The sequence below is a fragment of the Parasphingorhabdus flavimaris genome, from assembly GCF_013371215.1.
Taxonomy (GTDB): domain Bacteria; phylum Pseudomonadota; class Alphaproteobacteria; order Sphingomonadales; family Sphingomonadaceae; genus Parasphingorhabdus; species Parasphingorhabdus flavimaris.
Genome location: NZ_JABWMH010000003.1, coordinates 500,930 through 523,506 on the forward strand (window position 1 = coordinate 500,930; position 22,577 = coordinate 523,506).

A 22,577-nucleotide genomic window follows, 5' to 3' on the forward strand; every position below is an offset into this window, starting at 1 on the left:
TAGGCCGGTTCCATGAGAACAGCGACAATCGAACGAAATACCAAGGAAACCGAGATTTTTGTCGAGTTGAATCTCGACGGGGCCGGTCAATTTGACGTGTCTACCGGCATCGGCTTTCTCGACCACATGGTCGAACAATTTTCGCGCCATTCGCTGATCGACCTGAAAATGAAGATCAAGGGCGACCTCCACGTCGACCAGCATCACACCACCGAAGACAGCGCGATTGCGCTGGGCCAGGCGATCAACCAGGCGCTCGGCGACAAGGCAGGGATCGTGCGCTACGGCAGCGCCTATTCGCCGATGGACGAAACATTGAGCCGGGTCGCGCTCGATATTTCGGGACGCCCCTATTTCGTCTGGAACGCCGGATTTACCCAGGATCGGCTCGGCGAGATGGATACCGAACTGTTCAAACACTGGTTCCACAGCGTCGCCGACGCCGCAGGAATAACGCTCCATATCGAATTGCTCTACGGCGAGAATAACCACCATATCGCCGAAAGCATGTTCAAGGGTTTCGCCCGGGCCATGCGCCAGGCGGTAGAGCGCGACCCGCGCAAGGGTGACGCGATTCCCTCGACCAAGGGGCAATTGGGTGGCTGAGATGCGCATCCCGCGCCAGCGGGCTTTTTCTAGTCTTTTTGTCACGCGACGCCGCGAAGGCGCAAAGAAGGCGCGGTTTGCCGCTAATCTTCGCGCCTTCGCGGCTTCGCGTGAAAATAGTCGAGGGCTTTCAAATTTGAGCGCTTCCGGCGGTTGAGCGGCACCATGTCTGAAACTATCGCTCTCATAGATTTTGGCGCAGGAAATTTGCACAGCGTCCACAATGCACTGATGGCCGCCGGTGCCGGAAATGTCTCGGTAACAGCCGACCCCGCGCTGGTGGCAAGGGCGGACCGGATCGTCCTGCCCGGCGTCGGCGCTTTTGGTGCCTGTCGCGACGCGCTGGTTGCAATCGATGGCATGGTGGCCGCGCTGGATCAGCGGGTCCGCGGAGAGGCCATTCCGTTTCTCGGCATCTGTGTCGGGATGCAGATGCTCGCCGACAAGGGTATCGAATTTGGCGAACATGCAGGCCTCGGCTGGATCGGCGGCACGGTGCGGGCGATCGAGCCGTCCGACGCCACGATAAAAATTCCGCATATGGGCTGGAACGACGTGACTCCGACCGAGGGCCATGATCTGCTCGAATCGGGCGAAGCTTATTATCTGCACGGCTATCATTTTGAAGCTGCGGATCAATCCGATGTGCTGGCGACGACCCATCACGGCGGCCCGTTGGTTTCAGCGGTTGGCAGCGACAATATCGTCGGCGTGCAGTTTCACCCCGAGAAAAGCCAGGCCTACGGACTGGCCTTTCTGGGTCGTTTTCTGGAGTGGAAGCCATGACCATGCCGAACGCCGTTCGTCCTGAGCCTGTAGAAGGATGTGTTCCGTCGGACAAATGTGGTTCGACAAGCTCATCACGAACGGAGTTTCTGAAATGATCGTATTTCCCGCCATTGACCTGAAATCCGGCGAAGTTGTTCGCCTCGCCGAAGGTGATATGGACCGCGCCACCGTCTATGGAGATAATCCGGCGGAACAGGCGGGCCTGTTTGCCGCTGCCGGAGCCGAGCATATCCATGTCGTCGATCTTGACGGCGCTTTTGCCGGAGCCCCCCAGAACGCCGAAGCGGTGGAAGCGATCGTCGCGAGCTTTCCCGGCTATGTCCAGCTGGGCGGCGGTATTCGCAATCGCGAGACGGTCGAGCGCTGGTTCGAACTGGGCGTCGCCCGGCTGGTAATCGGAACGGCTGCGCTCAAGGATCCCGATTTCGTCAAGGATATGGCGAAGGAATATGAAGGCGGCATCGTCGTTGCTGTCGACGCGCGGGACGGCATGGTTGCCACCGAAGGCTGGGCCGACGTTTCCGATGTCAGTGTCCGCGACCTTGCCCGCCGGTTTGAAGACGCGGGCGTGGCCTCGATCTTGTTCACCGATGTCGGCCGCGACGGCATGCTCACCGGCTGCAATATCGAGGCGACAGTCGATCTGGCGCGCGGCGTTGATATCCCGGTTATCGCCAGCGGCGGGGTCAAGGGTCTGGACGATATCCACATGCTGGCACAATTTGCCAAGGATGGCGTCGAAGGCGTGATCACCGGGCGCGCGCTTTATGATGGCCGGCTTGATCTGGCGACGGCGATTGCGATGGCCAATCGTGGTTGAACTGTTTCAATCCGTTCGTGTCGAGCGCAGTCGAGACACCTTGAAATCGGAGGTCGGCGTCTCTCGACTTCGCTCGAGACGAACGGCAGGCCGCTCATGACCGTCCGTATCCGCGTCATCCCCTGTCTCGATGTCGCCAATGGCCGGGTGGTCAAGGGCGTCAATTTCGTCGACCTGCAGGACGCTGGTGATCCGGTCGAGCAGGCGCAGGCTTATGACGCCGCCGGTGCCGACGAGCTCTGCTTTCTCGATATCACCGCATCCCATGAAAATCGCGACACGATCCTCGATGTCGTCCGGCGTACCGCCGAGGTCTGTTTCATGCCGGTGACGGTTGGCGGCGGCGTCCGTACGGCTGACGATGCCCGCGCTTTGCTGATGGCCGGAGCGGACAAGGTCGCCGTGAACAGCGCGGCTGTATCGCGGCCCGAAGTGGTCAGCGACATCGCCACCCGTTTCGGCAGCCAGTGCATGGTTGCCTCGATTGATGCACGGAAAGTGGCCGAAGGACGCTGGGAAATATTCACCCATGGCGGACGAACCCCGACCGGCATCGATGCTCTGGAACATGCCGTTCGCATGGCTGATCTGGGGGCAGGGGAGTTGCTGGTCACCTCGATGGACCGCGACGGCACCCGCGACGGCTATGATCTCGAACTGACCCGCACCCTGGCCGATGCAGTATCGATTCCGGTTGTTGCTAGCGGCGGGGTCGGCAATCTCGACCATCTAGTCGAAGGGGTGACCAAGGGTCATGCCAACGCGGTGCTCGCCGCCTCGATATTCCATTTTGGTCAGTATAGCATAGCCGATGCCCATGCCGCGCTGCGCGCTGCCAGACTGCCTGCCCGGGCCTGATCGGGCTTTAACCACATATTTTCCCGCATGTTCATGCCTGTAGGCGATGGTTAATGTCGGTTCACTTTACAGATTCAGATTTTTCGAAATCGCGTTAACCACCTTGTTCTCCGGAAGCCGCGTGTTTCAGCGATCTGGCAGGGCTCTTGCTTAACTATTCCCATGATATTTTTTTAATGCGGGAATGGAAGAGAATCATGAAACTGGTGAAATATACAATCTGGACTGCCGCAGCGGCAATCGCCTTTGCCGCCGCCGTCCCGGCTGGTGCGACCTGGAACAGTGACAATCGCGGAAGTGTCAAAGGCTGGGGCAGCTCGGGCTGGGGCAGTTCCGGTTGGGGCAGCTCGGGCTGGGGCAGTTCCGGTTGGGGTAGCTCGGGCTGGGGCAGCTCGGGTTGGGGTAGTTCAGGATCATCGGGTTCATCCGGTAGCGGCGGAACGACGAGTTCGACCGGCGGCACCGGTTCCTCGGGCGGATCGTCATCCGGCGGCACTCCGGTTCCCGAACCATCCAACCTGATGATGCTGGGCCTTGCCTGGTCGGCCTGATCGGAGGCCGCCTGGTTGCCCGTCGTCGCAAGAAAGCCTGATAATCGCATTTCCAGAGCCGCCCGCCTTTCAGGTGCGGAGTGGCCGGAAGCGGACCGTCAGTCGGGGGGCTGGCGGTCCTTTTTTTTGGCCGGGGCAAACTTGTACCACTAATGCTTGACGAACAGGCGATCTGTCGCCCAAACCGCCGCGGATGAACGATATTCTCGAATCTCTCGAACGGACGATCCGCGAGCGCCGCAAAGCCGAGCCGGATACAAGCTATGTCGCCAGTCTCCGCGCCAAGGGCCGGGCCAAAATGGCTGAAAAGCTTGGTGAAGAGGCGGTGGAAGCGGTGATTGCCGCGGTCCAGGATGACAAGGCGGCGATGACCGGCGAGGCTGCCGACCTGCTGTTCCACCTGATGGTCCTGCTCGCCGACATGGATCTGTCGCTCGAGGATGTGACTGGAGAACTGGCCCGCCGCGAGGGGCTGTCGGGCCTGGAAGAAAAAGCGGCAAGAGGAGCAAGTTGATGGCAATCGATCCGACACAGGCATATGATGACGACAATATTTTTGCGAAAATCCTGCGCGGCGAAATTCCCAACAAGACCGTCTACGAAGACGAATGGGTACTCGCCTTTCACGATATCAATCCGCAGGCCCCCGATCATATATTGGTGATTCCCAAGGGGCGTTATGTCAGCTGGGATGATTTTTCGGCAACCGCAAGCGAGGCGGAAATCGCCGGATTTGTCCGCGCCGTCGGCCATGTTGCCCGCGAAGCAGGGATGGTCGAGCCCGGCTATCGCCTGCTCGCTAACATCGGCAAGCACGGCCATCAGGAAGTGGCACATTTGCATGTCCATATTTTTGCCGGAAAACCGCTTGGCCCGATGTTGATGCGCAGCTAGTAACAAAAGCAACAAGGCCGTAACCGGTCCTGAATATTGGGGAGTTTGATAATGGCAGGCGCAGCAGCACCGGGTGGCGAGGGTTGGTCCTCGCGAACAGCATTTGTATTGGCGGCGATTGGCTCTGCCGTAGGGCTTGGCAATCTGGTTCGGTTTCCCGCCGAAGCCGGGGCAAATGGCGGTGGTGCTTTTGTCATATTCTATATTTTCTGCGTATTGCTGATCGGTTTGCCCATTCTTCTGGCCGAAACGCTCATTGGTCGCCACGGCAAGGGCTCGGCGATTGAAAGCATGAAGAAGATCGCGCTCGAATCCCGCGCATCGAGCTGGTGGTCGGTGGCTGCCGGTATCGGAATGCTCGGCGCTTTCCTGATCCTGACTTATTATAGCGTTCTGGCGGGCTGGATTATCCATTTTATCGGCGTGTTCGTGGGGGATTTCGCCAGCACCCTCGGTTCGGGCAATATCGCCCAAGGGGCGTTGCAAGGCAGTTCGCTGGATGAAGTGCAGGGCATATTGCCCGCCTTGCAGGCGAACAGTAACGAGATGCTGGCGATGCACGCCATCTTCATGGCCCTGACAATCGCGGCTGTTGGTCGCGGTGTAAGCAATGGCATTGAAAAGGTAGCGGTCTGGTTGATGCCGATTTTCTTTCTGTTGCTGATCGCCATTACGATTTACGGGGCCTTCACCGGATCGTTCGGTGCGGCGCTCAACTTCCTGTTTGATTTCGAGCCGGCACGACTGCTGGATCCTTCGGTGCAGCTATCGGCGCTCGGGCAGGCGTTGTTTTCGCTGTCTCTGGGGTCTGCGCTGATGATCACTTATGGTGCCTATGCGGCGCGGGACATCAATCTTGCTAAAACATCCGCCCAGATCGCCACCGCCGATACATCGGTTGCGATTATTGCCGGTCTGGCGATATTTCCGATCACATTTGCCGCACTGGCTCCGGCCAGTCTGACTGCCATATTGGAGGGCCAGGAACAGGTTCAGGGCGGTCTTGGACTGTTGTTCGTCAATCTGCCGGTCGCTTTCCAGACCATGCCGGCGGGATCGCTGATCGGATTGCTATTCTTCATCATGGTGTTTTTTGCAGCGCTTACAAGTTCGGTTGCGCTGCTGGAAGCGTCCGTCAGTTGGGCGATCGGCTATTTCAAAAAGCCGCGCTGGCTGGTGACAATCGTTCTTGGCGGGCTTGCCTTCCTGATCGGTGCCTGGGCGAGCTTCTCCTTCAACAGCCAGGCCGATTTCCAGCCGTTTGATTTCATGATCTTTTCCGGCCAGCCGGTGTTCGGCATTATCGACGAGTTTACCGCAAAAATTCTATTGCCAACATCTGCGCTGCTGGTCGCCATTTTCGTCGGCTGGATCGCCGATCGTCGGTTGATTGACAGCGAAAACGGCCTCGACGGCAATTTGCATCGCATCTGGCTTTTTCTGGTACGCTGGCTCTGCCCGTTGGTGATATCTGCAATCCTGTTGACCGGCCTGTTTCCCGGTCTTTTGGCACAAGCATAGCAAATGGCCGGCTCAAAACCGCCCAAATGCCCGGTTTGCCGCGGTCCGGCGTCTCAGCAATGGGCGCCTTTCTGCAGCGCCGGGTGCAAGGACCGCGATCTGCTGCAATGGCTGGGTGACGGCTACAAGATACCCGGACCAGCGGTTTCGCCGGATCAACTGGCCGATCATTTCGCCAGTGATTCCGGCCGCGATGGCGAGGACTGAGCGGGCATAATAAAACCGCCATTTTTGGGCTGGACAAGCAGCAATCCCCCCGCCTATAGCGTCGCTTCCTAACCGGGCCAGCGCATCGCGCAGGCCCAGATGCCCGAGTAGCTCAGTTGGTAGAGCAAGCGACTGAAAATCGCTGTGTCGGTGGTTCGAATCCGCCCTCGGGCACCACTTTTTCCTTAAATTTGGTGCCGCAGAATTACTCGGGGAAATCCGGGATGAGAGGCCTTGTGGCGTGGGTTACGCGTTCGCCCGCTTAGCCAATGGAGATGACTGGGGAAGGGGAACTGCCGGCCTATCGCATCGCTGCCGCGACCACCGCGCTGCAATTCAGCGACTTGGGTTTGCGGATGAAGGCTTTTTTCTGCTCGTCGCTGTCGCCGATGCCCAGAGCGCTGCCGATGGATTTGCCCGCAACCTTCAGGACATCGCCCAGCGACGGCTTCTCCGCGTCCTCTGCCTTGCCCAGCCCTGCTACGGACACGTCCGGCGCAGTAAGCGTCCCCGAAATCCGGATCGGATCGACAATCCGCAACGCGCTTTTCCCCTTCGCGCCGCCGCGCAGGACCAGGGAGATCTGTTCGCCGTCCAGCGTGATCCGTCCCTCGCCGCGTCCGATCGACACCTCCGTATCAATCGCCAGTGGCTGTGGTCTCAAAACGCCGTTGCGCGCACTGAAATTGGCGACGAGACAGCGCATCGGTACTCGCGCTTTCGGATTGCCGATGATTTCCTCGACCGCACCGCCGAGATTCTGGCCCAGAACATGCGCGACCGTGGCGCGGACGCTGCCCCGCGTGGCGACCATTGCAGCCTTGCCATCGGCTTTTTCGAGCGCCTCCCTGAACGTATCGCCGGAACCGGATAATCTCACCCGGCCCCGCATGGTCGCGGTGACGATATCGCCGTTGCCGATCAGGTCGGAGAGGGACGCACCATTGAGCGTCAGGTCGGTCGACAGTTTCGGTGCGCCGCTGCGGTGGTCGACCTGGATGCTGCCGTTCATCCGCCCGCTTTTCAGGCCGACGTCGAGACCGGTGATCTTTATGACCTTGTGATCGAGCGACAATTTTCCTTTCAGGCTGCGGAAAACCGTATCGCGGCGTGAGAGCAGGCGGTTGACGGTAAAGTTCAGTTTGCCGTCAGTCGGGCCCATTTTGGACAGGTTGATCCTTGTATTGGGGAGGACGCGGGGGCCGATCCGCCGCGTCAGCGCCGCTGCCCGTGCGCGGCCTGCATCATCGGCCAGATCATCGAAATCCAGCGTGGCGGCATTTATATCGGCGTCTATCCTCGTGCGACCGTCGCGCTTGAGGATCGTCGCTTTGCCGGACAGTCGCGAACGTCCGATCGATCCGTTCAGGGTCTTGATATACCAGTCATTGTTATCGTGGCGGATATCGGCCCGCAAGTCGATCGGCTGGGTCCCGAACAGGCCTGCCTCGATAATCCGGTCGAGATTCTTGAGAGTCGGCGCGCGGGCGGAGAGGGATGCGGTGAAATTGTCGGTGTTCAATGCGCCACTCATCTTGCCCTTGGCGGCCAGTGTCAGGGCCGGTGATTGCAGCTTGAGGCTGAACGGATAGTCGGCTTCGGGATCGATCCCGGCAATCGCGCCGCCGGTGAACAGCAGCGTTGCCTTGCTTTTCAGGAACGTGCCGCGGCCCTCGGCCCGCAGGCCGTCTGTGCTGCTGACAGATACCGGGCCTGACAGCGAGAGATCGCGCTTGTGATCGATTAAACTGAAGCGGGAATTGATGATATCGAGATCGGTCAGGACCGGGGCGCTGCCCTTCCTGTCGTCATCATCACCATCATGCCAGTTGCTGCGGCCATTCTTGTCGCGCACGAGCACTATGTCGAGACCGTCGATTCGCACGCGATCGGGTCTTGCGGCGCCGGTGAGAATATCCAGCACGGAAACGCGCGCCGAAATCGATTTCAATGTGAGAAAATCGCCTTTGCCCGCCCAGGATGGTTGTGCGACGCGGATATTTTCGACGGTGATAACGGGAGAGTAGGAAAAGAAACTGTCCCTGCTGACCGTTCCGATTTCGACGTGGCGTTCCGATGCGCCCTGCAGTTTCTCGCTGACCACGCCGCGCAGGAGGCCTGCCGGCACAGCGCCCAGCGCCAGGACGGCAAGAAGCAGGACGACGAAAATCCCGATGACGACATTGCGCACCCACCTGTGCCGGGATGAGGGAGAGGGCTGTTCCTGGCCGGGGCTCAATTAACGGTCTGCCGCTGGTGTGCCGGCGCTCTGCATCATCGTCGCGTCGGGCAATATGGATTTCGTGAGCTGCGCAGTCATTATATTCCGGGCCTGTTTCCATGTGTAATGACTGATAATTTCAGCGGTGTCCGGTATACGCCTTGCGCGGGAAAAGGTTGCTCAAGGTGCCGACACGTATAGGGTTATGCACCACAAAGAGAAATTCCGTGATAGTGAGACCCAGCATCGACTCACGCCAAGGTAGAAAGACCGGACCGCCATGAAATTGAGCCATGATCCTGAACTGCAGTCTTTCCGCGAGAAGATGCGGGCCTATTTTGCCGATGAATATCCGCAGGATATATTGGCGAAAACCGCCACCGGCGCGAGCCTGACCACCGCCGAAGTCCGGCGCGCCGAGATGGCGCTGGGCGAAAAGGGCTGGCTGGCGAGCGCGTGGCCGGAAGAATTTGGCGGCCCGGGCTGGTCGATCGAAGAGCAGTATATTTTTGACGAGGAACTCGAGAAGGCAGGTGCGCCGACGGTCACGCCAATGGGCGTCATCTATGTCGGGCCGGTGATCTTCACATTCGGCACCGACGCCCAGAAAGACAAATGGCTGCCCGGATTGCGGGACGGCTCGGTCGGCTGGGCGCAGGGCTATAGCGAACCCGAGGCGGGTTCCGATCTGGCGTCGCTGCAATTTTCCGCAGTGCGGGACGGGGACGAATATATACTCAACGGCACCAAGATATGGACATCTGCGGCCCAGCATGCCGACTGGATATTCCTGTTGACCCGGACATCGCGCGAAGAGAAAAAACAGGCCGGCATCACCTTTATCTGCTGCAAGCTCGACCAGCCGGGCGTCACGGTCAAACCGATCATCACCATCGACGGCAAATATTATCTCAGCCAGTGCGAATTTGTCGATGTCCGGGTCCCGGTCTCCAACCGCATCGGCGAGGAGGGCAAGGGCTGGTCCTATTCGCAATATCTGCTCGGTAACGAGCGGACATCTTATGCGCGGATCGGCGGCAAGCGTAAGCAACTGGCCGACGTGCGGAAAATCGCATCGCAAATCCCGACAGGCGGAAACCAGCGGCTGATCGACGACAGTTTCTTCGCCAGCCGGTTGTGCGAAGCGGAAACGCGGCTCGACGCGCTGGAGATCACCGTGCTGCGTGTGCTGACGACGGTGCGGGACGGCGGTTCTCCGGGCGACGAGGCCTCGATCCTGAAAATCATGGCGACCGATCTGGCGCAGGACATCACGACCCTGTTTCTGGAAGCCGCTGCCGAGCACGGAAACCGCAAGTTCGATGACAGTGTCAGCCCGGACTGGACGGGGGATTCCGCCTTTGCCGCTCCCGGCGTTGCCAGCTATTTCGGCACCCGCGCGCAGAGCATCTATGGCGGGACCAACGAGATCCAGCGCAACATAATCGCCAAACGTGTCCTCAATTTATAGCCGCTATCCGGAAGGTCCCTCTATGGCGCAGCAGAAACATTCTTGATGATCGATGATCTTGCCCAATATGGCCTGGCTCTGTCTGTTCTCCTGTTCGTCCTGCTGGTCGGGCTCGAAGCGGTCTTCCCGCGGAAAAAACGCTCGATGCCGCGCGGCAAGCGCTGGCTGACCAATATCGCCATCATCATCGTCGACAGCGTGGCGCTCAGGTTGATGGGCCCGGTAGTCGCAATTGCCGCTGCCAGCTATGCGGCGGAAAACGGCATCGGCCTGTTCAACTGGACCAGTCTGCCGGGCTGGCTGGAATTTCTGCTCGCTCTGGTCATCTTCGATCTGGCGATCTACGCGCAGCATGTGATCAGCCACAAGATCCCGCTGCTGTGGGCGCTGCACAAGGTTCATCACGCAGATCGGGATATCGACGTGACGACGGCGGTGCGCTTTCATCCGGTCGAGATCATCCTGTCCATGCTCTACAAAAGCGCACTGGTCTTGCTGCTCGGTCCGTCGGTGCTGGCGGTGTTCGTTTTCGCCTTGCTGCTCAACCTCTTCGCGATGTTCAACCACGCAAATTTGCGCCTGCCGCTGTCGGTCGACAGGGTTTTGCGGCTGTTTGTGGTGACGCCCGACATGCACCGCGTGCACCATTCGACCGTGAAGACGGAAACCGACAGCAATTTCGGGTTCAGCATCGCCTTGTGGGATCGGCTGTTCGGCACCTACACGGCACAACCGGCCGCTGGTCATGACGATGTCCTCATCGGTCTCGACGAATATCAGTCCGATCATCCGAACGAGCTATGGTGGAGCCTCACGCTTCCATTCCATGATCGCTATCGTTCGAAAGCGGGCTATGGTTACAAAAGAAATTCTTCATGACCCTCTAAAATCGGCGGGTTCCCAAGCGGTTAGAAGCTCCATATAGGAAGAATTATAGATTGCTGCCATTGCACCGGAGCCCCGTCGGGCAGAAAGTTCCTGATGAAAAAAATATTGATCCTCATCCTTTTTGCCATGGCCGTGGCGAGCTTCTTCTATTTTGATCTCGGTTCGCAACTGACACTGGCCAATCTCAAGGAACAGCAGGCCGCTTTTGACGAGCAATATAGGGCCGCGCCCTTTCTGATCATCGCGATCTTCTTTCTCGTCTATGTGGTGACGACGGCGGCCTCCTTGCCCGGCGCGCTGATCCTGACGCTGGCAGCGGGTGCGCTGTTCGGCGTCGTTGTCGGCACGATCATTGTTTCCTTCGCTTCCTCTATTGGCGCAACCATCGCCTTTCTCTCGTCACGCTATCTTTTTCGCGACGCGGTCAAGACCCGCTTCGGCGACCGGTTGAAGGCGATTGATCGCGGTGTCGAAAAAGATGGTCCCTTCTATCTGCTGACCCTCCGTCTGGTTCCCGTATTCCCGTTTTTCCTGATCAACCTGCTGATGGGCCTGACGGCGATCAAGGCCCGCACCTTTTATATCGTCAGCCAGATCGGTATGCTGCTCGGAACACTGGTTTACGTCAACGCCGGTACCCAGCTCGCCAATATCGATGAAGTCAGCGATATCGGTTCGCCGGGCCTGCTGTTGTCCTTCGCCGCGCTCGGTGTGACGCCGTGGATCGGCAAGTGGATCGTGGCCCGGATCAAGCGCCGGAAAGTCTATGCCGGCTATAGCAAGCCGAAGAAATATGACCGCAATCTGGTGGTGATCGGGGCCGGTGCCGCCGGATTGGTTTCTTCCTATATTGCCGCGACCGTCAAAGCCAAGGTGACCCTCGTTGAAGCCGGCGAGATGGGCGGTGATTGCCTCAACTATGGCTGCGTGCCCAGCAAGGCGCTGATCAAGAGCGCGAAAGTTGCGCAGCAGATGCGCCAGGCCGATGCCTACGGACTGCAGAAGACCGACCCGCAATATAGTTTCAAGGCGGTGATGCAGCGTATTCACAACGTGATCGCGGACATCGCCCCGCATGACAGTGTCGAGCGCTATACCGATTTGGGTGTCGATGTGGTCAAAGGCTATGCCAAAATCATCGATCCGTGGACGGTCGAGATCAAGCGCAACGATGGCGAGACCCAGCGGCTGACCACCCGCTCGATCATCGTCGCCACCGGCGGAGCGCCCTTCGTTCCGCCGCTGCCCGGTCTCGATGCAGTCGGCTATGTCACCAGCGATACGCTCTGGGAAGAATTTGCGAAGCTCGATGATATTCCCAAACGGATGATCATTCTCGGCGGCGGTCCGATCGGCTGCGAGCTGAGCCAGGCTTTCGCGCGTCTCGGCGCAGAAGTAACCCAGGTCGAGCGGGAAGACCGTCTGCTGGGCCGCGAGGATGAAGATGTTTCCGCTCTTGCGCAGGCCGCTCAGGAAGGTTCCGGCGTCATTGTCCGAACCGGTCATGACGCGGTCCGCTGTGAAGTGGTGGATGGCGAAAAACGGCTGATCGTCAGCGCAGATGGCAAGGAACAGGCGATCGCTTTTGACGCTCTGGTTATCGCCGTCGGTCGCTCGGCGCGGCTCTCCGGCTTCGGACTGGAAGAGCTCGGCATCGAGACCGGGCGGACCATCGTCACCGATGATCTTCTCGCCACCTCCTATCCCAATATATTCGCAGCGGGCGATGTTGCCGGACCCTATCAGTTCACCCATGTCGCGTCGCATCAGGCCTGGTATGCCTCGGTCAACGCGCTGTTTGGGAAATTCAAGACGTTCAAGGCCGACTATCGCGTCATTCCCTGGACGACTTTCATCGATCCGGAAATTGCTCGCGTCGGTCTCAACGAACAGGAAGCCAAAGAGCAGGATATCGCTCACGAGGTGACGACATACCAGATGCACGAACTCGACCGGGCGATAGCCGAAAGCGCGACGCAGGGTTTTGTCAAAGTGCTGACCCCGCCGGGCAAGGACAGGATTCTCGGGGTGACCATCGTCGGGGACCATGCGGGCGAATTGCTCGCCGAATATGTGCTGGCGATGAAATACAAGCTCGGCCTCAACAAGATATTGGGTACGATCCACACTTATCCGACGATGGCGGAAGCCAATAAATATGCGGCGGGCGAGTGGAAGCGGGCGCATGCGCCGGAAGGCCTGCTGCGCTGGGTCGAGCGCTATCACAGCTGGATGCGCGGATGATCGATTTCCTGCAGCAGGGGCAGGGACTGATCGGCCTGACGCTGATCCTGTTGTTCGCCTGGGCCATCTCGGAAAATCGTCAGGACCGGCCAAGCTGGAAATGGATCGGCGGGGCATTGCTGCTCCAACTGACCATCGCGCTGGTCATTGTCCGGGTGCCGTTCGTCTGGGAAATCATCGGCCTCGCCAACCAGGGCGTGATGGCGATTGAAAAAGCGACACTGGTCGGATCATCCTATATGTTCGGCTATGCCGGCGGGGCGGAATTGCCCTTCGTGTTGAAAGAGGGCGCGCAGCCGCCTTTGATCATTGCCTTTCAGATATTGCCGCTGGTGATTGTATTCTCGGCGCTCTCGGCCCTGCTGTGGCACTGGGGCGTGCTCGCGTGGATCGTGCGGGGCCTGTCCTGGGCGCTGCGCAAGACCATGGGGGTGAGCGGCGTGGTTGGTCTCGGCGGCGGCGCCAATATTTTCCTCGGCGTGGTAGAATCTCCACTGGTGCTGCGCGCCTATTTCGAAAAAATGAGCCGGGGCGAACTGTTCATGGTGATGGTGCTGCCGATGGCAACCATATCGGGCGCCATCCTGATCCTCTACGCTTCGACCCTGTCGCAGGCGGTTCCCAACGCGGTCGGTCATATGATCTCCGCATCGTTGATCTCCCTGCCAGCCGCGATACTGGTGGCTCGCCTGATGGTGCCGGGCAACGGGGAGACCGAAGCGAGCGAGGAGCAGCCGGGGCTGAAATATGACGGCAGCATCGACGCGCTTGTGCGCGGAACGATGGAAGGCGTGCAGGTGTTTCTGGCGGTTATCGGGATCATCCTGGTGGTGTTTGCGCTGGTCGCGCTGGCCGACCAGATATTGACGATTTTGCCTTATGTCGACGGTCAGGCGGTGACGATCAAGCGCGCCTTCGGCTGGCTGTTCGCGCCGCTGATGTGGACGCTCGGCGTGCCCTGGGATCAGGCGCCTGCGGCCGGCGCGCTGATGGGGACAAAAACGATCCTCAACGAATATGTCGCCTATCTCGATCTGGCGGCGATCCCCGAGGGGACCTTCGATCCGCGCAGCCAGTTGATCGTCGTCTACGCGCTTTGCGGTTTTGCCAATCTTGCCAGCGTCGGCTTGCTGGTCTCGACCATCGGAACGCTCGCGCCCTCGCGCCGGGCCGAGGTCGCGGGGCTGGGCGTGAAAAGCTGGATCGCCGGCAATTGTGCCACCGCGATGACCGGAGCGGTGATCGGACTGGTCACCCTTGCCTGACGGTGCGCAATCGACGAGGATAGTCCATGCTTGATTCCCGTCTCCGTCCGATCATCGATCCCCCGCTCGACGCGCTGGGCGCCCGGCTGGCGCGGATCGGCCTGACCGCCAATCAGGTAACGCTGGCCGGCGGCGCGGTCGGCATCGCAGCGGGCGTGGCGATCGGATATCAGCATTATCTGATCGGTCTGGCTCTGCTCCTGTTCAGTCGCCTGTTCGACGGGCTCGACGGCGCGATCGCCCGGGCTACAAGACAGACCGATTTCGGCGGCTATCTCGATATCGTCAGCGATTTTGCTTTCTATATTGCGGTGCCGATCGGCTTCGGTTTCGCCGCGTCCGCCAATCTTCCGTTCGCGCTGATACTGGTCGGCAGCTTCACCCTGACCGGGATAAGCTTTCTCGCCTATGCGGTGATGGCGGCCAAACAGGGGCGGGAGACCGAGGCGCACGGCAAGAAGAGCTTCTTCTACAATAGCGGCCTCGCCGAAGGCACGGAGACGATCACCGCCTTTGTCCTGATGTGCCTGATGCCCCAATATTTCACCATCATCGCCGCCATATACTCGGCGATGTGCGTGGTCACCGTGTTCCAGCGAACCCTCGCCGCCAAAGCGGATTTTTCCTGAACCCGGAGGTGGCGGGCCTGCAATCCCGAGGGCCAGGGAAAGCGCAACCTGTCTGGTCATCGATCATCCTGTCTTGACGCGCCAGAGGCCGTGAGCCATGCGCTGCACATGCGATTTTTCTCTGACAATGCCGCGTCTGTGCACCCCAAGTTGCTGGAATCGCTGGTCGAAGCCAATGGACAGGACACGGCCTATGATGGCGATGGTCTTAGCGCGCGGCTCAACGGGGCTTTTTCCGATCTGTTCGAGACCGAGGTCGAGGCGATGTGGGTGGCGACCGGGACGGCGGCCAATTCACTGGCGCTCGCCGCGATGTGCCAGCCGCATAAGGGCGTGATCTGCCATCGCGAAGCCCATATCGAGCAGGATGAGGCGGGTGCGCCCGGTTTCTATACTGGCGGCGCAAAGCTGATGCTGCTCGACGGCCAGGGCGCAAAATTGTCTCCCGAAAGCGTCGAGGCTTGTTGCGCGGCGATCCGCGACGATGTCCATCAGGTTCAGCCCGCCGCGGTGTCGATCACCAATGCCAGCGAATATGGCATGGTCTACCATCCGCACGAAGTCGCCGGACTTGCCGAAGTCTGCAAGGCGCGCGGGCTCGGCCTGCACATGGACGGCGCGCGCTTTGCCAATGCGGTGGCGACGCTCGGCTGCTCGCCCGCCGAACTGACCTGGCAAGCCGGAGTCGACGCGCTGAGTTTCGGCTTTGTCAAAAATGGCGGGATGAGCGCCGAGGCGCTAATATTCTTTGATCGTGAGCTGGCCGCCGACACCCATTATCGCCGCAAGCGGGCAGGCCATTTGCAGTCCAAGGGCCGGTTCCTCGCCGCGCAGATACTGGCGATGCTCGAGGACGACCTGTGGCTCGACAATGCGCGTGCCGCCAATGCTGGCGCCCAGATCATTGCCAAGGCCGCTCGCGACCGGTTGCTCTATCCGGTCGAGGCGAACGAGGTCTTCATCAGATTGTCGACCGATGAAGCGGCGCATTTGCGGAGCATCGGGTTCGATTTCTACGACTGGGGCGCGGGACAGGCGCGGCTGGTGACCAGCTGGAACCAGAGCGTCGAGGATATCCGTCCGCTGGCCGAGGCGATTGCATCCTTATGAACGCCGGTGAAGAGAGCGAGCCAAGCCTGCTTACTCCCCGCATATTGATCCCGTTCCTGCTGGTCTCGCTGATCTGGGGGTCTACCTGGCTGGTGATCAAGGACCAGATTTCGACGGTGCCGCCCAGCTGGTCGGTGAGCTACCGGTTCATCATCGCCGCCGCCGCCATGTTTGTGCTGGTCGCCTATAAACGCCTGTCCTTCCGGCTTGATCGCACAGGCTATCTGTTCGCGCTCATTCTCGGGCTCTTCCAATTCTCGTTCAATTTCAATTTTGTCTATAACGCCGAATTGTTCATCACCTCGGGTCTTGTCGCGGTGCTGTTCGCGCTGCTTATGGTCCCCAACGCGCTGATGGGCCGTATCTTTCTGGGCCACAAGATATCCGGCGCCTTCCTCGGGGGCTCTGCCATTGCCGCTGTCGGCATCGCGATGCTGTTCTGGCACGAATATCGCGCATCTCCGGCCAGTCTCGAACAGGTGCTGATCGGCGCGGCGCTGGCCTTCGGCGGGATCATGTCGGCCTCGATCGCGAACGTGATGCAGGCGGGGCAGCGGCTGAAATCCTATCCGATCATCACCGTTCTCGCCTGGGCGATGCTGTTCGGGGCGCTGATCAACATCGTGCTGTCCTGGGTCACCGTCGGTCCGCCGGTCTATGAAACGCGCGCGGCCTATTGGGGCGGGATTGTCTATCTCGGCGTGATCGGTTCGGTGGTGACCTTCCCGCTCTATTTCTCGATGATCCGCGAAATCGGACCGGGCAAGGCGGCCTATTCCAGCGTATTGGTGCCGGTGGTGGCGATGATATTGTCGACGATCTTCGAGGATTATGTCTGGACCTGGTTGCCGGCTGGCGGTGCCGTTCTGGCGATGCTGGGATTGATTGTAGCACTGCGGGCGCGCAAGCCGAAAACCCCGCGTATATCGGCCTGATGGTCAGTCGAGCAGCGACTGCAGCCCTGCTTTGTAATCCGGATATCGCGGCTCCCAGTTGAGCATCCGCTTCGCCTTGCCATTGGCAATGCGCCGGTTCTCTTCGTAAAAGCCCAGCGCGGCTTTCGACAGATTGGCGTCCTCCAGCGACAGCAAGGGCGGGACATCCATGCCCAAAAGCCGCGCGGCATGGGCGACCACCTGGTGCTGCGGAGCGGGCAGATCATCGGAAATATTATAGACGCCCGCCGGGCCATCGAATGATGCGATTACCGCCGAGACAATATCCTCGACATGGATGCGGCTGAACACCTGTCCGGGCATGTCCACCCGCCTGGCCCTGTCGTCTCGGACCCGGGTGAGCGGGCTGCGGCCCGGGCCATATATGCCGGGCAGCCGGAAAACGTGGATATCGCTGCGCAATTTCTGCCAGCGCTGGTCGGCCTCGCTGCGCGCCTTGCGGCGACCCGAGCCGATTGGCGCGCTTTCGTCCACCCAGGCACCATCGACATCGCCATAAACGCCGGTCGCGGAGAGATAGCCGCTCCATTGCAGCGATGCCGCGCGGATCGCCTCCCCGTAATGGTCGAGCACCGGTTCACTGTCGTCCTTCGCAGGCGGGACCGAGGAAAGGACATGCGTCGCCTCCGCCAGCGCCGCAAGAACCGAAGTCTCGTCATCAAAAGCAATGCAGCCGTCTTGCGCTTCGCGACGGGTGCCGGTCACGGTCCAGCCCTCGCCGCGCAGCCGCTCGGCTAGCCGCAAAGCGGTATAGCCCATCCCGAAGATCAGCATGCGGCCGGTCACAGTCTATTCCTTCTCCAGCTTGCCTGGATTCTGTATCACCGGATTTGCGACATTGTCGGCCTTCCACTGCATCGCCATGCGCACACGTGTGGCGCCGGAGGGGTGATCGAAGAACAGCATTTCTTCCACCGGTCCCGGTTCGATTTTGCGATATTCCGACAGGCGCATGGCGACCTTGGCAAAACCGTCCGGTTCTCTGGCCGTATCAAGCCCGAATTGGTCAGCTTCGCTTTCGGTGATTCTGACCAAGCTGTTAAGCGCTGGCGTCGCGGCGAAGAAATAGGCAGTCAGGATGAGGCTGAGCAACGGAATCGCGGCAGGATCGGATATGCTGCGCACGCCCCATTTCCCGCCGTGGCGCTCGATCAGTCGCGGCGCGACGAGCGCCGTAACGAACAATCCGACGGCCATGATAAGCGACAGGATGAACACCGTCCGCCAGATATGGCCCAGAACATAATGGCCGAGTTCGTGGCCCATCACCGCCGCGACTTCGTCCGGATCGGTGCGCTCGAGCAGATTGTCATTTAGCGAAATCCGGATCGTCGGTCCGATGCCGGAGACATTGGCCGATATCCGTTTGTGCTGTTTGGACTGGTCGAAAACATAGATATTTTCGGCCGGAATATCATATTCCGCTGCCATCGCGACAATCTTGTCGCGCATCGGTCCCTCTGCCATCTCGTTATATTCGTTGAACAGCGGCGAAATGAAGATCGGCCCGAGCATCATGCCGATGAACAGGAAGATGGCAATCACGCCGGTTCCCCAGATCCACCATGTTTTCGGCGCGCGCCGGATCACCGCGAAAATGGCCATGACCAGCAGCGGGAACATGATCAACGATATCACGAGACCAACCATCTGCTCGCCGAACCAGCTACCAAAATCCAGGCTCATCAGATCATATTGCTGTTCCCGGAAAAAATCGGTGTAAATGGTCCAGGGCAGAGCGATCAGAAATCCGACGATGATATAGGGCAGGGCATAGAGCGCGGGCTGCAGCCATTTGCGGCTGGTTACCCGTTCGGCCCAGTCCCGGAAGCGAGCGGACAGGCGCGACTGCAGGATCAGAAAGTCGACCAATATGCCGACCAAGGCGCCCCACAGGATCAGCCAATAGCCGCCTTCGAAATAGCTGTTGGATTTCTCCAGATCTGCGCCCTGCAACGTATCAATATAGGCGCGGCTGGCCTGTTCGACGTCAAACGCCGCGCTGCCGGATTGCGCGAACAGCATTTCCGTTGGCAGACCGGCGATCAACATGGCGGCTATAACGAACAGCAATAATCTCGACATGACCCACTCCCTTTTGCTCCAGCCATAAACGCAATTGCGCGGGGTGCAAATGGCTCTTATGGCAAGCCCATGTTAGATATTCAAAAAGCACCGAATGACGAAATGGCCGATGCCGCGCCAGCTCCCAAGGATCCGGCCACCATCCGTCGCGAGGATTACCGGCCACCGGCCTGGTTCATTCCGGAGGTCGAACTGGATTTCCAGCTTGATCTCGAGCGGACCGTGGTGCGCTCGAAGCTGGACGTCCGGCGCTCGAAAAGCGCAAAGGCGGACGAGCCGCTCGTTCTGCAGGGCGACGACATCAGCCCGACATCGGTAAAGGTCGACGGCGAAGCCCGCACCGACTGGACATTGGTCGAGGGCGATCTGGTCCTGCCATTGAACGGTGCATCCCATAGCGTCGAGATCGAGGTCGAGCTCGACCCGTCGACCAACACCCAGCTTATGGGGCTCTACGCTTCCAATGATATGCTGTGCACCCAATGCGAGGCAGAGGGTTTTCGCCGGATCACCTTCGCGCCCGACCGCCCCGATGTGCTGAGCCGCTATCAGGTGCGGATGGAGGCCGACAAGGCGAAATTCCCGGTGCTGCTGTGCAATGGCGACAAGGTTGCGGAAGGCGACGGCGAGAACGGCCGCCACTGGGTGCAGTGGAATGATCCCTGGCCGAAGCCGAGCTATCTCTTTGCCTTGGTCGCGGGTGATCTCGTGGCCAATAATGACAGCTTCACCACCCGTTCGGGCAAGCCGGTCGAGCTCAACATCTGGGTCCGCGACGGCGATCTCGATCGCACCGGCCATGCGATGAAGGCGCTCAAGGATTCGATGCGCTGGGACGAGGAAACCTACGGCCGCGAATATGATCTCGGCCTGTTCAACATCGTTGCGGTCAGCGATTTCAACATGGGGGCGATGGAGAACAAGGGGCTGAATATCTTCAACTCCCGCTATATTCTCGCCGATCCCGAAGTCGCCACCGACGCCGATTTCGATGGTATCGAAGGCGTCGTCGCGCATGAATATTTCCACAACTGGTCCGGAAACCGCGTCACCTGCCGCGACTGGTTCCAGCTCAGTCTGAAGGAAGGCTTCACCGTCTACCGCGACCAGAGCTTCTCTGCCGATATGGGTTCGGCGGCGCTGAAACGGATCGAGGATGTGCGAATTTTGCGCGCGGCGCAGTTCCCTGAGGATGCCGGCCCGCTGGCCCATCCGATCCGGCCGGAAAGCTATCAGGAAATCTCCAATTTCTACACTGCGACCATTTATAACAAGGGCGCGGAAGTCATCCGGATGATGAACACGCTGATGGGGGCGGAGAGTTTTCGCAAAGGCACCGATCTCTATTTCGACCGGCACGACGGCGAGGCCGCCACTTGCGAGGATTTTGTCACCGCGATGGAAGACGGCGGCGAGATTGATCTCAAGCAATTCCGCAACTGGTATGAAACGCCAGGCACGCCACGGGTGACTGCCAATCTGTCACACGATCCGCAAACCGGAACCGCGACCGTTCATCTCAGCCAGAAAATCGCGCAAAATGGCGAGAAGCCGAAATCGTCAGAGCTGGTCATTCCGCTCAAGACTGCCTTGCTGGACCCGGAAACCGGTGCCCATCAAGGGGAACAATTGCTGCTGCTCGACCAGACCGAAAAGAGCTTCGTCCTCGAGGGCTACAGGGACCATCCGGTCCTGTCGATCAACCGCGGCTTTTCCGCGCCGATCATCCTTGAAAGCAGCCAGACCGCTGAGCAGCTGGCATTTCTGTCCGCCCATGATGACGATCCTTTTGCCCGGTTCGAAGCGGTGCAAAGACTGATGACCGGTTATCTGACCGCCAAGGTTCTGGGCACGCCGGTCGACCGCGATATCATCCTGCATGCGGTGGCGAAAATACTCGGGGATAAAGAGATTGACCCCGCCTTCCTCGCCGAATTGCTGGTGCTGCCCAGCGAAGCCTTTCTGGGCGACCAGATGGTCGAAGTCGATCCGCAGGCGATCCATGACGAACGCGAGAAATTGCGCGGCAAGATTGCGGTGCAGTTCGAAAAACAGTTCCGCAAGCTTTACAAAAGCTGCTGGCCGGGTGAATTCTCGCTTGATGCCGAAGCGCGGGCGAACCGCAAATTGCGCAATGTGACGCTGGGCTATCTGGCTGCATCCTATACCGACGACGCCGCCGAGCTCGCGTTCGAACAATATCGCGAGGCGGACAATATGACCGCGATGCAGGGCGCGCTGGCGGTCCTGTCGCATCTCGAGGCGGAAGAACGCACGATCGCCTTTGACGATTTCTACGCGAAATTCAAAAGCAATCCGCTGGTTCTCGACAAATGGTTCAGCCTGCAGGCCATGTCGCTGCGTCCGGATACGGTGAAACGGATCGACAGCCTGTCGCGGCATCCTGACTTCACCCTGTCCAATCCCAACCGCGTTCGCGCGCTGTACGGTGCATTTACCGGCAATCAGGTCCGGTTCCACGATCTGTCGGGCAAGGGCTACCAGATGATCGCCGATATGGTGATCGCGCTGGATAAGCAGAATCCGCAGACGGCGGCGCGCTTCATCCCGCAGCTCGGACGCTGGCGGCGCTACGAACGCGAACGGTCGGAACTGATGCGGCTGGCGCTCGAGAAGATTGCCGCACAGCCGGAATTGTCGAAAGACGTATCCGAACAGGTCCACAAAAGCCTTGCTTGATATCAGCACGTCTTCCCTGCTGGGTGGCGCTGCCCATGGCTTTCTCGGCCGGGCAGGGGGTGTTTCGGAAGGTATCTACGCCGGGCTGAATATCGGTCTCGGCAGCGATGATGACCGCGAAGCGATCATGGCCAACCGGCGGCTGGCAACCGAAGGCGTGCTCCCGGGGAGCGAACTGGTGACCGTGCACCAGATCCACAGCGCCGAGGTCGTGACCGTGACCGGACCTCTCCCGCTCGACCAGCGGCCAAAAGCCGATGCGATGGTGACGGATAGGCCCAATCATTTGCTCGGCATTTTAACCGCCGACTGCGTGCCGGTGCTGTTTTACGATGCAAGGGCCCGTGTCATCGGTGCTGCCCACGCCGGCTGGAAGGGCGCGCTGGCCGGTGTCACCGACAATGTGATTGGCGCGATGGAAAAGCTCGGTGCTGACCGCGACAATATCGCCTGCGCCATCGGCCCCTGCATCGCGCAGGCCAGCTATGAAGTTGACGCAGCCTTCCGCTCGCGTTTTGTAGATGCTGATTCAACCAATGACCGCTTTTTCGCGGCAGGCAGGCCGGACCATTTCCAGTTCGATATTGAAGAATATGTCGCCGCCCGACTTGGCCGGGAAGGCATCGCCAAGATCGATAAACTCGGCCTCGACACCTATGCCAACGAAGACCGTTACTTCAGCTATCGCCGCTCCTGCCATCGCGCGGAAGCGGGCTATGGCAGGCAGATTTCGCTGATCGGGCTTGCGGAATAATATTGATT

General features: G+C 59.7%; 21 protein-coding genes and 1 tRNA gene. 19 read left to right on the forward strand and 3 right to left on the reverse strand.

Annotated elements, in window-relative coordinates:
* The first annotated feature begins 12 nt into the window (after positions 1-12).
* The 10 genes from hisB to HUO14_RS11355 all read left to right on the forward strand — a co-directional run bounded on the left by hisB (position 13) and on the right by HUO14_RS11355 (position 6,423).
* A complete protein-coding gene (hisB, locus tag HUO14_RS11310; protein WP_176279934.1) occupies positions 13-606 on the forward strand; it encodes an imidazoleglycerol-phosphate dehydratase HisB in 594 nt (197 codons plus the stop codon).
* A 165-nt stretch (positions 607-771) separates the two neighbouring features.
* Positions 772-1,392, forward strand: a complete 621-nt coding sequence (gene hisH / locus HUO14_RS11315) for an imidazole glycerol phosphate synthase subunit HisH (protein ID WP_176279935.1) — start codon at positions 772-774, stop codon at positions 1,390-1,392.
* Positions 1,393-1,486: 94 nt separating this feature from the next.
* Positions 1,487-2,215, forward strand: coding sequence for a 1-(5-phosphoribosyl)-5-[(5-phosphoribosylamino)methylideneamino]imidazole-4-carboxamide isomerase (gene hisA, locus HUO14_RS11320; RefSeq protein ID WP_176279936.1), 729 nt, complete (start codon positions 1,487-1,489; stop codon positions 2,213-2,215).
* A gap of 96 nt (positions 2,216-2,311) precedes the next feature.
* Positions 2,312-3,073: an imidazole glycerol phosphate synthase subunit HisF gene (gene hisF / locus HUO14_RS11325; RefSeq protein ID WP_176279937.1), complete on the forward strand. Its 762-nt coding sequence runs from the start codon at positions 2,312-2,314 to the stop codon at positions 3,071-3,073.
* Positions 3,074-3,270: 197 nt separating this feature from the next.
* Positions 3,271-3,624: a hypothetical protein gene (locus tag HUO14_RS11330; RefSeq protein WP_176279938.1), complete on the forward strand. Its 354-nt coding sequence runs from the start codon at positions 3,271-3,273 to the stop codon at positions 3,622-3,624.
* A gap of 193 nt (positions 3,625-3,817) precedes the next feature.
* Positions 3,818-4,138 (forward strand): phosphoribosyl-ATP diphosphatase, encoded by a 321-nt coding sequence (locus HUO14_RS11335; RefSeq protein ID WP_176279939.1) that lies wholly within the window; start codon positions 3,818-3,820, stop codon positions 4,136-4,138.
* Positions 4,138-4,518, forward strand: a complete 381-nt coding sequence (locus tag HUO14_RS11340; RefSeq protein WP_176279940.1) for a histidine triad nucleotide-binding protein — start codon at positions 4,138-4,140, stop codon at positions 4,516-4,518. The genes HUO14_RS11335 and HUO14_RS11340 overlap by 1 nt, the downstream gene beginning before the upstream one ends.
* Positions 4,519-4,569: 51 nt before the next feature.
* Positions 4,570-6,039 carry a sodium-dependent transporter gene (locus tag HUO14_RS11345; RefSeq protein ID WP_176279941.1) on the forward strand — a complete coding sequence of 490 codons (1,470 nt, stop codon included), beginning with the start codon at positions 4,570-4,572 and terminating at the stop codon, positions 6,037-6,039.
* Between the two features lie 3 nt (positions 6,040-6,042).
* Positions 6,043-6,246 carry a DNA gyrase inhibitor YacG gene (locus HUO14_RS11350; protein ID WP_176279942.1) on the forward strand — a complete coding sequence of 68 codons (204 nt, stop codon included), beginning with the start codon at positions 6,043-6,045 and terminating at the stop codon, positions 6,244-6,246.
* Between the two features lie 101 nt (positions 6,247-6,347).
* Positions 6,348-6,423: transfer RNA gene (locus tag HUO14_RS11355), tRNA-Phe, on the forward strand.
* A gap of 124 nt (positions 6,424-6,547) precedes the next feature.
* On the opposite strand, the gene HUO14_RS11360 is transcribed toward HUO14_RS11355, so the two are convergent.
* Complete coding sequence (locus tag HUO14_RS11360) at positions 6,548-8,437, reverse strand: AsmA family protein (RefSeq protein WP_176279943.1); 1,890 nt, start codon at positions 8,435-8,437, stop codon at positions 6,548-6,550.
* Positions 8,438-8,747: 310 nt separating this feature from the next.
* On the opposite strand from HUO14_RS11360, the gene HUO14_RS11365 reads away from it, so the two are divergent.
* The 7 genes from HUO14_RS11365 to HUO14_RS11395 all read left to right on the forward strand — a co-directional run bounded on the left by HUO14_RS11365 (position 8,748) and on the right by HUO14_RS11395 (position 17,009).
* Positions 8,748-9,938, forward strand: a complete 1,191-nt coding sequence (locus HUO14_RS11365) for an acyl-CoA dehydrogenase family protein (RefSeq protein ID WP_176279944.1) — start codon at positions 8,748-8,750, stop codon at positions 9,936-9,938.
* A gap of 45 nt (positions 9,939-9,983) precedes the next feature.
* Positions 9,984-10,817 (forward strand): sterol desaturase family protein, encoded by an 834-nt coding sequence (locus tag HUO14_RS11370; protein ID WP_217907995.1) that lies wholly within the window; start codon positions 9,984-9,986, stop codon positions 10,815-10,817.
* A 102-nt stretch (positions 10,818-10,919) separates the two neighbouring features.
* Positions 10,920-13,070 (forward strand): FAD-dependent oxidoreductase, encoded by a 2,151-nt coding sequence (locus tag HUO14_RS11375; RefSeq protein ID WP_176279945.1) that lies wholly within the window; start codon positions 10,920-10,922, stop codon positions 13,068-13,070.
* Positions 13,067-14,335 carry a NupC/NupG family nucleoside CNT transporter gene (locus tag HUO14_RS11380; protein ID WP_176279946.1) on the forward strand — a complete coding sequence of 423 codons (1,269 nt, stop codon included), beginning with the start codon at positions 13,067-13,069 and terminating at the stop codon, positions 14,333-14,335. Before HUO14_RS11375 ends, HUO14_RS11380 begins: the two co-directional genes overlap by 4 nt.
* 26 nt (positions 14,336-14,361) lie before the next feature.
* Positions 14,362-14,964: a CDP-alcohol phosphatidyltransferase family protein gene (locus tag HUO14_RS11385; RefSeq protein WP_176279947.1), complete on the forward strand. Its 603-nt coding sequence runs from the start codon at positions 14,362-14,364 to the stop codon at positions 14,962-14,964.
* A gap of 108 nt (positions 14,965-15,072) precedes the next feature.
* Positions 15,073-16,074 (forward strand): threonine aldolase family protein, encoded by a 1,002-nt coding sequence (locus HUO14_RS11390; protein WP_176279948.1) that lies wholly within the window; start codon positions 15,073-15,075, stop codon positions 16,072-16,074.
* Positions 16,071-17,009 carry a DMT family transporter gene (locus HUO14_RS11395; RefSeq protein WP_176279949.1) on the forward strand — a complete coding sequence of 313 codons (939 nt, stop codon included), beginning with the start codon at positions 16,071-16,073 and terminating at the stop codon, positions 17,007-17,009. The genes HUO14_RS11390 and HUO14_RS11395 overlap by 4 nt, the downstream gene beginning before the upstream one ends.
* A 3-nt stretch (positions 17,010-17,012) precedes the next feature.
* Here HUO14_RS11395 and HUO14_RS11400 read toward each other — a convergent pair whose 3' ends face one another.
* Together HUO14_RS11400 and HUO14_RS11405 are read right to left on the reverse strand one after the other, a co-directional pair.
* Positions 17,013-17,804, reverse strand: coding sequence for an SDR family oxidoreductase (locus tag HUO14_RS11400; RefSeq protein WP_176280197.1), 792 nt, complete (start codon positions 17,802-17,804; stop codon positions 17,013-17,015).
* A 15-nt stretch (positions 17,805-17,819) separates the two neighbouring features.
* Positions 17,820-19,115: a M48 family metallopeptidase gene (locus HUO14_RS11405; protein WP_176279950.1), complete on the reverse strand. Its 1,296-nt coding sequence runs from the start codon at positions 19,113-19,115 to the stop codon at positions 17,820-17,822.
* A gap of 102 nt (positions 19,116-19,217) precedes the next feature.
* On the opposite strand from HUO14_RS11405, the gene pepN reads away from it, so the two are divergent.
* On the forward strand, positions 19,218-21,815 hold the full coding sequence (gene pepN / locus HUO14_RS11410) for an aminopeptidase N (protein WP_176280198.1): 2,598 nt from the start codon (positions 19,218-19,220) through the stop codon (positions 21,813-21,815).
* Positions 21,808-22,569 (forward strand): peptidoglycan editing factor PgeF, encoded by a 762-nt coding sequence (pgeF, locus tag HUO14_RS11415; RefSeq protein WP_176279951.1) that lies wholly within the window; start codon positions 21,808-21,810, stop codon positions 22,567-22,569. Before pepN ends, pgeF begins: the two co-directional genes overlap by 8 nt.
* The last annotated feature ends 8 nt before the right edge of the window (positions 22,570-22,577 follow it).

What these genes read in the sequence shown, in the direction of transcription:
- hisB (WP_176279934.1), top strand. Translation starts at nt 13, where the DNA reads ATGAGAACAGCGACAATCGAACGAAATACCAAGGAAACCGAGATTTTT.
- hisH (WP_176279935.1), top strand. Translation starts at nt 772, where the DNA reads ATGTCTGAAACTATCGCTCTCATAGATTTTGGCGCAGGAAATTTGCAC.
- hisA (WP_176279936.1), top strand. Translation starts at nt 1,487, where the DNA reads ATGATCGTATTTCCCGCCATTGACCTGAAATCCGGCGAAGTTGTTCGC.
- hisF (WP_176279937.1), top strand. Translation starts at nt 2,312, where the DNA reads ATGACCGTCCGTATCCGCGTCATCCCCTGTCTCGATGTCGCCAATGGC.
- HUO14_RS11330 (WP_176279938.1), top strand. Translation starts at nt 3,271, where the DNA reads ATGAAACTGGTGAAATATACAATCTGGACTGCCGCAGCGGCAATCGCC.
- HUO14_RS11335 (WP_176279939.1), top strand. Translation starts at nt 3,818, where the DNA reads ATGAACGATATTCTCGAATCTCTCGAACGGACGATCCGCGAGCGCCGC.
- HUO14_RS11340 (WP_176279940.1), top strand. Translation starts at nt 4,138, where the DNA reads ATGGCAATCGATCCGACACAGGCATATGATGACGACAATATTTTTGCG.
- HUO14_RS11345 (WP_176279941.1), top strand. Translation starts at nt 4,570, where the DNA reads ATGGCAGGCGCAGCAGCACCGGGTGGCGAGGGTTGGTCCTCGCGAACA.
- HUO14_RS11350 (WP_176279942.1), top strand. Translation starts at nt 6,043, where the DNA reads ATGGCCGGCTCAAAACCGCCCAAATGCCCGGTTTGCCGCGGTCCGGCG.
- HUO14_RS11365 (WP_176279944.1), top strand. Translation starts at nt 8,748, where the DNA reads ATGAAATTGAGCCATGATCCTGAACTGCAGTCTTTCCGCGAGAAGATG.
- HUO14_RS11370 (WP_217907995.1), top strand. Translation starts at nt 9,984, where the DNA reads ATGATCGATGATCTTGCCCAATATGGCCTGGCTCTGTCTGTTCTCCTG.
- HUO14_RS11375 (WP_176279945.1), top strand. Translation starts at nt 10,920, where the DNA reads ATGAAAAAAATATTGATCCTCATCCTTTTTGCCATGGCCGTGGCGAGC.
- HUO14_RS11380 (WP_176279946.1), top strand. Translation starts at nt 13,067, where the DNA reads ATGATCGATTTCCTGCAGCAGGGGCAGGGACTGATCGGCCTGACGCTG.
- HUO14_RS11385 (WP_176279947.1), top strand. Translation starts at nt 14,362, where the DNA reads ATGCTTGATTCCCGTCTCCGTCCGATCATCGATCCCCCGCTCGACGCG.
- HUO14_RS11390 (WP_176279948.1), top strand. Translation starts at nt 15,073, where the DNA reads ATGCGATTTTTCTCTGACAATGCCGCGTCTGTGCACCCCAAGTTGCTG.
- HUO14_RS11395 (WP_176279949.1), top strand. Translation starts at nt 16,071, where the DNA reads ATGAACGCCGGTGAAGAGAGCGAGCCAAGCCTGCTTACTCCCCGCATA.
- HUO14_RS11400 (WP_176280197.1), bottom strand. Translation starts at nt 17,804, where the DNA reads ATGCTGATCTTCGGGATGGGCTATACCGCTTTGCGGCTAGCCGAGCGG.
- HUO14_RS11405 (WP_176279950.1), bottom strand. Translation starts at nt 19,115, where the DNA reads ATGTCGAGATTATTGCTGTTCGTTATAGCCGCCATGTTGATCGCCGGT.
- pepN (WP_176280198.1), top strand. Translation starts at nt 19,218, where the DNA reads ATGGCCGATGCCGCGCCAGCTCCCAAGGATCCGGCCACCATCCGTCGC.